Annotated in this window: 10 protein-coding genes; 2 read left to right on the top strand and 8 right to left on the bottom strand. The window is 60.0% G+C overall.

The window, feature by feature from the left end; all coding sequences use genetic code 11:
• Positions 1-182: 182 nt before the first annotated feature.
• From AC1D2P_RS05320 to AC1D2P_RS05295, 6 genes are all read right to left on the bottom strand, one after another.
• Positions 183-1,751: a long-chain-fatty-acid--CoA ligase gene (locus AC1D2P_RS05320; RefSeq protein WP_477757277.1), complete on the bottom strand. Its 1,569-nt coding sequence runs from the start codon at positions 1,749-1,751 to the stop codon at positions 183-185.
• A gap of 183 nt (positions 1,752-1,934) precedes the next feature.
• Entirely contained in the window at positions 1,935-2,765 is an 831-nt protein-coding gene (locus AC1D2P_RS05315; RefSeq protein ID WP_477757278.1) for an SDR family NAD(P)-dependent oxidoreductase, read from the bottom strand.
• Between the two features lie 33 nt (positions 2,766-2,798).
• On the bottom strand, positions 2,799-3,215 hold the full coding sequence (locus AC1D2P_RS05310; protein ID WP_477757279.1) for a MaoC family dehydratase: 417 nt from the start codon (positions 3,213-3,215) through the stop codon (positions 2,799-2,801).
• Positions 3,216-3,224: 9 nt separating this feature from the next.
• Positions 3,225-3,662 carry a MaoC family dehydratase N-terminal domain-containing protein gene (locus AC1D2P_RS05305; protein ID WP_258668226.1) on the bottom strand — a complete coding sequence of 146 codons (438 nt, stop codon included), beginning with the start codon at positions 3,660-3,662 and terminating at the stop codon, positions 3,225-3,227.
• Between the two features lie 54 nt (positions 3,663-3,716).
• A complete protein-coding gene (locus AC1D2P_RS05300; RefSeq protein ID WP_258668227.1) occupies positions 3,717-4,904 on the bottom strand; it encodes a lipid-transfer protein in 1,188 nt (395 codons plus the stop codon).
• A gap of 30 nt (positions 4,905-4,934) precedes the next feature.
• Positions 4,935-6,074 carry an acyl-CoA dehydrogenase family protein gene (locus AC1D2P_RS05295; RefSeq protein WP_258668228.1) on the bottom strand — a complete coding sequence of 380 codons (1,140 nt, stop codon included), beginning with the start codon at positions 6,072-6,074 and terminating at the stop codon, positions 4,935-4,937.
• A gap of 286 nt (positions 6,075-6,360) precedes the next feature.
• Here AC1D2P_RS05295 and AC1D2P_RS05290 point away from each other — a divergent pair, with 286 nt between their 5' ends.
• Both AC1D2P_RS05290 and AC1D2P_RS05285 read left to right on the top strand, forming a co-directional pair.
• Positions 6,361-8,139 carry a hypothetical protein gene (locus AC1D2P_RS05290; RefSeq protein ID WP_477757280.1) on the top strand — a complete coding sequence of 593 codons (1,779 nt, stop codon included), beginning with the start codon at positions 6,361-6,363 and terminating at the stop codon, positions 8,137-8,139.
• A gap of 16 nt (positions 8,140-8,155) precedes the next feature.
• Positions 8,156-9,568, top strand: a complete 1,413-nt coding sequence (locus tag AC1D2P_RS05285) for a coniferyl aldehyde dehydrogenase (RefSeq protein WP_477811335.1) — start codon at positions 8,156-8,158, stop codon at positions 9,566-9,568.
• 58 nt (positions 9,569-9,626) lie between these two features.
• On the opposite strand, the gene AC1D2P_RS05280 is transcribed toward AC1D2P_RS05285, so the two are convergent.
• Both AC1D2P_RS05280 and AC1D2P_RS05275 read right to left on the bottom strand, forming a co-directional pair.
• Positions 9,627-10,274, bottom strand: a complete 648-nt coding sequence (locus tag AC1D2P_RS05280; protein WP_477757282.1) for a TetR/AcrR family transcriptional regulator — start codon at positions 10,272-10,274, stop codon at positions 9,627-9,629.
• 10 nt (positions 10,275-10,284) lie between these two features.
• Positions 10,285-11,073, bottom strand: a complete 789-nt coding sequence (locus tag AC1D2P_RS05275; RefSeq protein WP_477757283.1) for an enoyl-CoA hydratase/isomerase family protein — start codon at positions 11,071-11,073, stop codon at positions 10,285-10,287.
• Positions 11,074-11,093 lie beyond the last annotated feature (20 nt).

The raw sequence follows: 11,093 nt of genomic DNA, 5'->3' as shown, positions 1-11,093 counted from the left end.
AAGGCAGGCGTGGGCCTGCTCGCGATAGCGGACTGACACACGGGCCCGAGCCTTCTTCTTGCAAAAAAAAGCCCGGTCATTAACCGGGCGAATGCGTTGCTTGTTTGTCTACGTGGTCCTGGCGGCCAACAAGTTAACCCTCTGTCGCCGTGGATGCCGGTTGCTGAACACCGGCGCGAACCTCAGTTAACGTTGCTCTGACGGTTTTCCCAGAACGGTTTGCGCAGTTCGTTCTTTAGCACCTTGCCAATGCTGGACATCGGCAGCGCCTCACGGAACTCGATGCTACGTGGCAACTTGTAGCCAGCAATGAGTGCACGGCAGTGTGCGATCACTTCGATTTCAGGCACGCTGGCGCCCGGCTTGAGGACGATCACCGCGTGCACAGTTTCCCCCCACTTGTCGCAAGGGATGCCAATGACCGCCGCCTGGGCAACGGACGGATGGCTGACAATGGCGTTTTCGACTTCAGCGGTAAAGATGTTCTCGCCGCCGCTGACGATCATGTCCTTCAAGCGATCGCAGATGTAAATGAAACCGTTGGCGTCCATGTAGCCGCCGTCACCGGTATGCATCCAGCCGCCGCGTAACGCTTCGGCGGTGGCCTCCGGCTTGTTCCAGTAACCGAGCATGACGTTCGGCCCGCGCACAAGAATCTCGCCGACTGTACCACGGGGTACTTCACGGTCCTCGGCATCGGCGATGCGGATTTCCACGCAACTGATCGGCAGCCCGGCCGAATACATCTTGCCGCTGCGCTGATGTTCCTCACAGTGGTATTCGGCACCCAGCATGGTGATCCCGGGCGCCATTTCGGTCATGCCATAGCCTTGGGCGAACTGGGCCGCCGGGAAGGTCTGACGGGCGCGATTGAGCAAGACGGGGGTGATGGGCGAGGCGCCGTAGGTGATTTCCCGAAGCGAGCTCAGGTCCAGTGCTGTTCGGGGGGGATTTGCCTGGTGCCAGTCGAGGAGCATTTGCAGCATGGTCGGCGCCAAGAAGGTGTCGGTGGCTTGCTCCTGGCTGATCTGCTCGAGCACCTCTTGCGTTTTGAAGGCCGGCAGCACGATATGCATACCACCGCTGAGGAACAGCACGACAATCGCGGCCAGGTCGGCCAGATGGAACATCGGCATGGCGTGCAGGTAGCGCGTATGTGTGCCATAGCCCACACGATCCTGGTTGGCGAGGGCGGAGATACCGATGTTGTTGTGACTGAGCATGACGCCTTTGGGAAAACCGGTGGTGCCGCCGGTGTAGAAAATTCCCAGCAGGGCGTCGCCGCATCGGTGTGCGTCTTCCACCGGTTCATTTTCGGCGATCAGCGTTTCGTAATTGAGCATGCCCTCGGGTGTTTCGCCGTCACCGGCGTAGATCATCAACCGAACGCTCTTTGCCTCGACGGCTACCTGGGTACCCAGCTTTTGAAAGGCGTCGTCGACGATTAACACGCAGGTCTGCGAGTCATTCAGGGAATAGACGATTTCTGCCGCGCTCCAGCGGATATTCACCGGGTTGAGCACGGCATCGGCCCATGGCACTGCCTGGTAATACTCGATGTAGCGTTGGGAATTGAGTGAGAGCATTGCCACACGCTCACCACTGGCCACGCCTAGGCGTTTGAGCGCGCCAGCGAGCCGGGCAACGCGATCAGCCAACTGAGCGAAAGTCACACTGCGGCCTTGAAAACGGATTGCCGTGGCATTGGGGCGCTGCTGTCGATGGCGTTGCAGCCCTTGAGTCATGTACATCGAAACCTCCAATCTTATTTTTGTAAGGACTCCTTGCTTTCTCGCTGTCGCCGGCCAGGCAGCCGGGCGGAACGTCGATGTCATCGAAAGTGATTGGCAAGGTGTCCTGGATGCCACTTTTTCATTGTCCGGGCATTCTTCCAGCCTTGGGCGGGAAGAGTGCCCGGGGAGACGAACGGCCGTTTAGAGGTTGCCGTAGCCGCCGCCGCACACCAATGCTTGCCCCGTCACGTAGTTGGCTTCCGGTAGGCACAGCATCACCACCGAACCGGCGGCTTCTTGCGCCGTACCCGGGCGGCCCAGAGGAATGGCAGTGCTGGCATTATCGAGGCGTTCCTGTTGGACGCCGACCTTGATTTCACGGCCTTCGATGTTGACGGTCTTGCTCTCGTTGCCGGCCAGTGGCTGGGTCAGTCGGGTTTCAATGAAACCGAAGGCCACGGCGTTGACGTTAACTTTCAAGCGGCCCCACTCCTTGGCCAGGGTCTTGGTCATGCCGATGATGCCGGCCTTGGCGGCGGAGTAGTTGGATTGACCGGCGTTGCCACCCGCGGCAACCGAGGAAATGTTGACGACCTTGCGGAACACTTCGCGGCCTTCGGCGGCATCTTTCTTGGCCTGGGCGCTCATGATTGGCTGAGCCGCACGCAGGATGCGGAACGGCGCAGTCAGGTGGCAATCGATGATGGCGTACCACTGTTCGTCGGTCATTTTCTGGATGACGTTGTCCCAGGTGTAACCCGCGTTGTTGATGATGATGTCGATGGCGCCGTAGTTCTGTACCGCGGTCTGCACGAAACGCTCAGCGAAATCGGCGGTGGTCACGCTGCCAACACAGGCAATCGCTTCGCCACCGGCATTGCGAATTTCTGCTACCACTTCTTCGGCCGGGGCCGCGTCCAGGTCATTGACCACCACTTTGGCGCCATAAGCGGCCAGTTGCAGCGCAACGCTACGACCGATCCCACGACCGGAACCCGTGACCAGGGCGACTTTACCTTCAAGCTTTTTCATTGTGTTGTTCCTGAGAGTGTGTGGGTTGAAAAATCAAGCCAGGGCGACGATGGCTTCACCGGCCAGCTTCTCGTCGCCGTACTGGTTGGTGCAGCGAAGTGCCAGGCGCACGCGCTGTTCGCCGGCCTCCTCGAACTTCTCCGTGACCTTGCCGGTGCAGGTGGGTACATGGCCGAGCAGAGTGATGCCGGTAAAGCGGACTGACAGGCTGCGCACCTGGCTCTGCGACACCCAGGCGGTCAGCAGACGACCGAGGTACGCCGCAGACAACATGCCGTGGGCGAATACATCGTCCATCCCCGACTTGCGGGCGAAGTCGAGGTCGACGTGGATCGGGTTGTGGTCACCCGAAGCGCCGCAATAGAAGGCCAGCGTGGTGCGATTGACCGGCTGCAGCTTGAGCAGCGGGATCTCGTCACCGACCTGGATATCGGAATATTGAACGGTCATGAGGACTCCTTAGCGCTGCACAAGGGAGGAGCGGATGTCGGCGATGTGCTCGCCATGCTGATTGGTCACCCGGGCCTCCATGACCACGAACTGCAGGGCGCCACCTTTTTTTTCGTAGATGTCGGAAATGAAGCCGTCGAAGGTCAGCACATCGCCTGCAAAAGCCATCTTGTGGTAGACGAAGGACTGCTCGGCGTGAAGGACCCGACCGAGGTCGAAGCCGACCAGGTTGAGCAGTTCCACCACGTCGCGGCCTTCGCTTTCCATGCACTTGAGGAACGTCGGGGGGACCGGCAAAGCGCGGTGGCCAGCAGCCTTCGCGGCAGCTTCGTCGGTGTAGATCGGGTCGGTCTCGCCGATGGCCTTGGCGAAGAAGCGCAGGCGGCCCTTTTCGACGTCAACACTGAACACTCCAGTTCTGTGCCCGATCAGATTTTTGTCTGCCATTTCATTTGGCTCCTAGTCAAAAACGCGCCTTCATCAGGCGCGCTAGCGTGGCGATCAGTTCTTGCCAAACAGCGTGACGACGCAGGCGCCACCTAGGCCCAGGTTGTGTTGCAGGGCAATCTGCACACCGTCCACCTGGCGTTTGTCGGCGGTACCGCGCAGCTGATGGGTCAGCTCATAGCATTGGGCCAGACCGGTTGCGCCCAGCGGGTGACCCTTGGAGAGCAGACCGCCGGACGGGTTGGTCACGACCTGGCCGCCGTAGGTGTTGTCGCCATCGAGGATGAAACGTTCGGCGCCACCGATCGGGCAAAAACCCAGGGCTTCATAGGTCAGCAGTTCGTTATGGGCGAAGCAGTCATGCAACTCGACCACGCGAATGTCTTCAGGGCCGATGCCGGCTTGTTCGTAGACCTGGTTGGCCGCCGCCTGGGCCATGTGAAAACCGGCGAAGCTGATCATCGACGGTGGATCGAAAGACACCACCGAGTCCGTGGTCATCGACTGGGCGAGGATCGCCACGTCGGTGCGCAGACCGTGCTTTTTCGCAAAGGCTTCGCTGCAGACGATCGCCGCGGCGCCACCGCAGGTTGGCGGGCACGCCATCAGGCGAGTCATGACGCCGGGCCAGATGACCTTGTCGTTCATTACCTCTTCGGTGGTCACCACGTTCTTGAACAGCGCCAACGGGTTGTTGGCCGCGTGGCGGCTGGCCTTGGCGCGGATCGCGGCGAAGGCTTCCATCGAGGTGCCGTAGCGTTGCATGTGCTCGCGACCGGCGCCGCCGAAACCACGCAAGGCCTGAGGGATGTCTGCGGCATCGGCGGTGAGCGTCTCGAGTACGTGCAGGAAACGCGCGCGGGGACGCGGGCGGTCATCCCAATGCGATCTCAGCGCGCCGGCCTGCATCTGCTCGAAGCCCAACGCCAGGGCGCATTCGACCTGGCCGCTGGCCACGGCGGCACGGGCCAGAAACAGTGCGGTGGAGCCGGTGGAGCAATTGTTGTTGACGTTGACCACCGGAATACCGGTGAGGCCCACTTCGTACAGCGCGGTCTGGCCGCTGGTGGAATCGCCAAATACGTAACCGGTGAAGGCCATCTGAATTTTGTCGTAGCCAATGCCGGCATCTTTCAAGGCACGGCGCAGGGCCTCGGCGCCCATCTCGGTGTAGGTCGGGCTTGCGCCGGGTTTGCTGAACGGAATCATGCCGACGCCGGCAACAATAACTTTATCGCTCATGTCATGGGTCTCGGAAAAAGAGGAGGGGGATTACAGTTTGCGAGCGATCAAATCGCGCTGGGTTTCGTTGCTGCCGCCGAAGACGCGTGATATGCGCAAGTCGACAAAGGCGCGGGCGATCGGGTACTCGAGCATGTAGCCGTAACCGCCGTGCATCTGGACCATGTCGTCCAGGTGCTTCCACAGGGTCTCGGTGGCGAAGAGTTTGGCGATGGCGGCCTCTTCCACGGTCAACTTGCGACGCATATGCTCGCTGATGTAGTAGTCGACCATGGTGCGTACCGCGACAGAGGCGGCCTTGGCGTCGGCCAGCTTGAATTGGGTGTTCTGGAAATCCCACACCGTTCCGCCGAAGGCCTTGCGGTCCTTGACGTACTCGACGGTCAGCTCCAGCAAGCGTTCCAGGTGAATAGCGGCGTAGATGGCGATGCCCAGTCGCTCCTGTGGCAGCTCCTGCATCATGTAGGCGAAGCCTTTGCCTTCTTCACCTAACAGGTTGCTGACGGGCACGCGCACATCGTCGAAAAACATCTCTGCGGTGTCGGACGCACGCTGGCCGACTTTTTCGAGCTTGCGACCACGTCGAAAACCTTCACGGCTGGTTTCAACCATGATCAGGCTGATGCCTTTGGAACCCGCCGTCAGGTCTGTTTTGCAGGCCAGCAAAACCATGTCGCAGTTGAGGCCATTGCTGATAAAGGTCTTGCTGCCATTGATGACGTAGTCGTCGCCATCGCGGACTGCGGTGGTACGCGCAGCTTTCAGATCGCTGCCGCTACCTGGCTCTGTCATGCCGAGGGCGAGGATGGTTTGGCCGCTGCAGATACTCGGCAGCCAGCGATGCTTTTGCTCCTCGGTACCAAAGCGCACGATATACATCGCAATGATGTCCGAGTGCAGGCCGAAACTGACGCCGGAAACGCCAGCGCGGTGCATTTCCTCGTTGATGACCGTCGAGTGGCCGAAGTCGCCACCGCCGCCACCGTATTCTTCCGGAATCATGGTGCACAACAAACCTTCTCGACCGGCCTTCAACCAGGTCTCGCGGTCGACTTTACCGGCCTCGTCCCATTGGGCTTGACGCGGAACACACTCACGCTCAAAGAAGCGGCGGGCGGTTTCGCGGAGCATTTCATGGTCTTCGCGGAAGATGGATCTTTGAATGTGCATTACGTACTCCAGTGTCTGAAAAAATCGGCAAACGGCTCAACAGGGGAAGCCATGTGCTCGAAGGACTGGAGGAATGCTGCCGGGGCGTCTGTCGTAGCATCCCTCCCCACGGTGGGGGGGGAGGATTTTGAGGGTGGCAAGGGCAGTGCTTTGCCGGTCTTCCCTGGTGACCTACTCATCATGGGGGGGGGGTGAATCAGAGGGGCTTAGTAGGCTCTGCGGGTTGGTGTTGATCCCGCGCCGTGAGCGCCCGGGCACCGAGTCATTCCTTCAAGGAGTTTCCACCATGAGAAGCATAACAATCACAAAACCTCGCTTCGTGAAGTTGAGCGCGGGCCTGACGTTGGCAGCCTTGTCCGTTGCGGCCGCTGCCCAGGCTGCACCACCGCCGATGAACCCTTATCTGGCCAACACCTATAACAATCAGGCGCATTGGAACAGCGCGCAGACTGACAGCACCGAGATTGCGGTGCCGCATGGTTCCTACGAATTGACCCCGGAGTCGGTGACCTACTTCCCGAGTGAAGCAGGCGGTATGCCGCACTTCGACGACAAGGTCGCCGACGTTGACGTGACGTGGTGGTGGTCCGGCCTGGGCCTGCGCAAATACCAGAAAATCGATGGCAAGCTGGTTGAGGTGGCGCGTGTCGATATGCCACTTAATTTGCCCGGCTTTCAGAAACTTGGCGACGAGGAGCGTCTCAAGCAGACCCAGGACGTCAAACGGTTCCTGGATGCCAAGGACGAGAAAGGCCTGCTCGATTACATGCGCGCACAGCCCAACCGGATGCTCACCAGCATCACTGACCAGCTTCGTGGCGGGGCGCTCTATTCGGTGTTGACCCGTGAGGATGCTTTCATTGGTGCCGGTGGCCGGCAGATTTTCCGCATTGATCAAGTCGATTGGAAAAAACCAGGATCGGGCATGGTCGCTCCATTGGTCAAGGTGCTGCCGGAGACACTGTACGACAACGAAAAAGTTAAGCGTGGCACTGACTTCCCTGCCGACTTCAATTTCGGCATGGGCATGACCTTCAACGGCTTTCTGGTCCTTAATACCGTTGGCGGCAAGGTGATCACCCTCAATCCGAAAACCCTGGAGGTGGTCGACACCTATGCCGTCGAGGGGCAGGACGAGTTGTTTCTCAACGCCTTTGCCAGCGGTGATGAGGCGGGCGGCGGCGCGGTCTATGTCGCGTCGAATCAGAACATGTACCGGTTGGTGGTGGACGCCAACGGCAAGATTCACAGCGATGAAGCCAGTGGTGCCTGGAAAGCCGCCTATGATCGAGGCATTCGCGTCTCGGCCCCGAAAATCGCCGATGGCACGGGCTCCACTCCCACGTTGATGGGCTTCGGGCCTGACGAAGACAAGCTGGTAGTCATCACCGACGGCGCGCAAAAAATGCGCATGGTGGCTTTCTGGCGCGACCAGATGCCTGCTGACTGGAAGCAGAAGCCCGGAACGCTGTCGGCACGCATTGCTGATCAGCGGGAGGTGAACATGGGCCCGGACAGCAAGATCGTGCAGTCCGAGCAGTCGGTGTCCGCGTATGGCGACTATGCCTTCGTTGTGAATAACCTGGTCAGCAAGGATGCGCCGTATCTGGCGCGTGATCATTTCTACGTGAGCATCCTGAACGGTGCCACCCGTCCAGGGCCCAAAGGCGTCGCCATGTTGAAGTGGGACCACAAGACCGATACGTGGAAACAGTTGTGGATGCGCAACGACGTATCGTCGATCTCGTCCGTGCCGATGATCAGTGGCGGCGGCCGTATGGCGATCATTGACGGTTACTTCACGCGCAACTGGAACGACCGTTATCACATCGGGATGGACCTCGACACGGGTAAAACCGTATTGACGGTCCACACCGGCAGCGACCCTCGCTTCAATGGCATGTACTCGTCCGTCAAAGTCAACGAAGACGGTGCCATTGAGTACGGCATGGCCTTCGGCCTGGTGCGTCTGGATACCACCAAAATGAAGAAAGTCGATTTCAACGACAGCGGCGTGCAGTCAGTGTCCAGCGCCGACCTGAAGGGTCGTAACGACCCACAATGAGAAGGTAAATCCTCCAATGAGCAAGATTGAACTACCCGAAGTGGTGCGACTGCGCGAAATCCTCGCCAGGCAGCGCACGGCTTACCTGTCCAACGACATCTGGACCGCCGAACAACGCTGCGAATTGTTCAACCGCCTTATCGGCATGCTGGTTGAGTACAAACAGGAAATCGTTGAAGCCACTGCGGCCGACTTCGGCCATCGCAGCCACGATCTGACGCGCATCATCGACGTGTTGGGCCCACTCTCGTCACTGAAGAAAACCAAGGCCAGAATTGCCGAGTGGATGCAGCCCGAGCAACGCGCTGCCGATCGTGGCGAGGCCTGGATTCAGTACCAGCCACTAGGCGTGGTGGGCATCGTGACCGCCTGGAATTTTCCGGTGGGCATGGTGATCCAGGGGCTGGCCAGCGCCTTGTCGGCCGGTAACCGGGCGATGGTCAAGGTCTCTGAGTTGAACCCCAAATGTGCCGAACTGATGCAGCGGATGTTCAGCGCCACCTTCGCCGAGGATGAAATCGCCATCGTCACCGGGGACGCCGAAGTCGGTCAGGCGTTCTGTAGCCTGCCTTTCGACCATCTGCTGTTCACCGGTGCGAGCAGCGTTGGCAAGCATGTGATGCGCGCCGCTGCCGAGAACCTGGTGCCGGTCACCCTGGAGCTGGGTGGCAAGTCGCCCACCATCGTGTCGCGCTCCGCCGATCTGAAGGCTGCCGCGAGCAAGATCATGGCCGGCAAGTTGTTGAATGCCGGACAGGTCTGCCTGGCACCGGATCATGTGTTTGTTCCCGAGGAGTCGATGGAGGCGTTCATCGTGCACGCCAAAGCGGCGGTCGCTAGACTTTACCCGAGCCTCAAGGACAATCCGGACTACACCTCGGTCATCAACGCCCGTCACTTCGCGCGCTTGCAGAGTTACCTGGATGAGGCCCGTTTGRCGGGTGTCGAGTTAATCGAAATGAACCCGGCGGATGAAGATTTCTCCGACCAGCCTCACCACAAGATGATCCCGACCTTGCTGTGCGATCCGGGTGATGAACTGAAGATCATGCAAGACGAGATCTTTGGTCCTCTGTTGCCGGTCAAGCCATACAAGGACATGCGAGAGGTGGTGGGCTACATCAACGCTCATCCGCGTCCGCTGGGGCTGTACTACTTCGGCAGCGATGTGGCCGAGGAGCAGTTTGTCCTCGAGCGTACGGTCTCGGGTGGAGTAACGGTCAATAACGTGGCGCTTCACGCCAGTGTCGACAGCCTGCCGTTTGGCGGGGTTGGCAACAGTGGCATGGGCAGCTATCTGGGGCACCAGGGTTTTATTACGTTCAGCCATCCCAAGCCAATACTGCGTGCGGCAGAGGGGCCGGACATCACCCGTCCACCCTTCACCGAGCAAGTGCGGCAGATGATTGATGCGATGATCAAGCGATAAGCCTTGAAGGAATAGCGCTCACCGGTGAGAACCGGTGGGCGTTTTTTATAGCCCAGAATTAATCGCTGGGCAGGGTTAGCAGGGTCTCGATCAGTCGGCGCAGTTGCTTGTGCACCCGTGCCGGGTCCGCCGTCGATGGATCGAGTAACAGCTGGAGCATCATGCCGCGCATCGTTCCAATCAACAGGGTGGCGGCTGCCAGCGGATCGGTGCCAGCATGGATTTCGCCGTTGGCGATGCCGATGTTCACCTGCTTTGCCAGGGTCATTCGTACCGAGTTGTTGTACTCGGCCAGTATCGCCCCAGATTCCGATTCGAGCGTCACGCCCTCGGCCATAAGCGCCAGCAAGGCACGGGCGTTGGTCCATTCGGCGTCGTCACGCAGGAAGTACGCATCGATGTACCCAAGCAAAGTGCCCAGCCCGGGTTGACGCTGGGGCGCCTTGTCATCGATGACTTCCATGAACCGGGTATTCACGAACCCGGCCAACGCACGTAGCAGCCTGGCTTTGGTGCCGAAGTGATGCGCCGCCAGGCCGCGGCTGTAACCCGCCTGTAGACCGACCTCGGCCAGGGTGATGCCGATCCAGCCCTTGCGCGCGACGATCTGGCGTGCGGCTTCCAGCATGCTTTGTTCGGCTTCGGCGCGTCGTTCCACTTGGGTTCGACGGGGGCTGTTGGGTGTGCTTGGGTCGGGAGTGTCCATAGACGAAATATCAGTTACCGGTGAATTCAGGATCGCGACGCTCGCGCATCGCCTTGTTGCCCTCGGCAAAGTCGCTGGTGAGGACTTGCCACTCTTGTTCGCTGGCCTCGCGATCGATGATTGCCTCCACTGAATCGGCGAGGCCGGCACGCAGTGTTTGGCGACTCGACATGACGGCAAGCGGTGCACTCATGGCGATTTCTTCAGCCAGGGCACGAGCCGCCTGGCGCTCCTGGCCCGGCTCGGCGAGCACGTCCGCCAAGCCAATACGTACCGCTTGCGCGCCGTCGATACGGCGGCCGGTGGCGATCAACAGTGAGGCCATCTGGATGCCGACGACGCGCGGCAGCGTAACAGAAATGCCGAACCCCTGGTGCATGCCCAGGCGGTTGAAATTTGCCGAGAAACGGGCCTTCTCGCTGGTGACACGGTAGTCGCCCACCAGTGCTAAACCCAGGCCTCCGCCGATGGCGGCGCCTTCCACCACGACAATCAGTGGCTTGGCCGTGCGAAACAGGCGCACGGCGTGTGTGTACAGCTGACGAGGGCGAATTTTTTCCCCGTTCTCCGCCAGTCCCGTGAAGTCGGCGCCCGCGCAGAACGTTTTGCCTTCGGCCTGCAGGATAACGACGCGGCAGGCCGGCAATTGATCCAGATGCGCCAATGCCGCCAGCAGATCCATGATCAGTTCCTGATCGAAGAAGTTCAGCGGCGGTCGGCTGAACTCAAGTGTGGCGACATGCCCTTGCAGTTCCAGGGTCAAGCCGCGGCCGGGAGTAAAGGGGGCGAGGGTAGTCATCTGAGGCTCCGTAGGGGAAG

The sequence above is a fragment of the Pseudomonas sp. P1_F1_2 genome (genome assembly GCF_056405815.1).
Note: the sequence above shows the minus strand (reverse complement) of the source record. Positions and strands in the feature narration are given on the sequence as shown.

What these genes read in the sequence shown, in the direction of transcription:
- AC1D2P_RS05320 (WP_477757277.1), bottom strand. Translation starts at nt 1,751, where the DNA reads ATGTACATGACTCAAGGGCTGCAACGCCATCGACAGCAGCGCCCCAAT.
- AC1D2P_RS05315 (WP_477757278.1), bottom strand. Translation starts at nt 2,765, where the DNA reads ATGAAAAAGCTTGAAGGTAAAGTCGCCCTGGTCACGGGTTCCGGTCGT.
- AC1D2P_RS05310 (WP_477757279.1), bottom strand. Translation starts at nt 3,215, where the DNA reads ATGACCGTTCAATATTCCGATATCCAGGTCGGTGACGAGATCCCGCTG.
- AC1D2P_RS05305 (WP_258668226.1), bottom strand. Translation starts at nt 3,662, where the DNA reads ATGGCAGACAAAAATCTGATCGGGCACAGAACTGGAGTGTTCAGTGTT.
- AC1D2P_RS05300 (WP_258668227.1), bottom strand. Translation starts at nt 4,904, where the DNA reads ATGAGCGATAAAGTTATTGTTGCCGGCGTCGGCATGATTCCGTTCAGC.
- AC1D2P_RS05295 (WP_258668228.1), bottom strand. Translation starts at nt 6,074, where the DNA reads ATGCACATTCAAAGATCCATCTTCCGCGAAGACCATGAAATGCTCCGC.
- AC1D2P_RS05290 (WP_477757280.1), top strand. Translation starts at nt 6,361, where the DNA reads ATGAGAAGCATAACAATCACAAAACCTCGCTTCGTGAAGTTGAGCGCG.
- AC1D2P_RS05280 (WP_477757282.1), bottom strand. Translation starts at nt 10,274, where the DNA reads ATGGACACTCCCGACCCAAGCACACCCAACAGCCCCCGTCGAACCCAA.
- AC1D2P_RS05275 (WP_477757283.1), bottom strand. Translation starts at nt 11,073, where the DNA reads ATGACTACCCTCGCCCCCTTTACTCCCGGCCGCGGCTTGACCCTGGAA.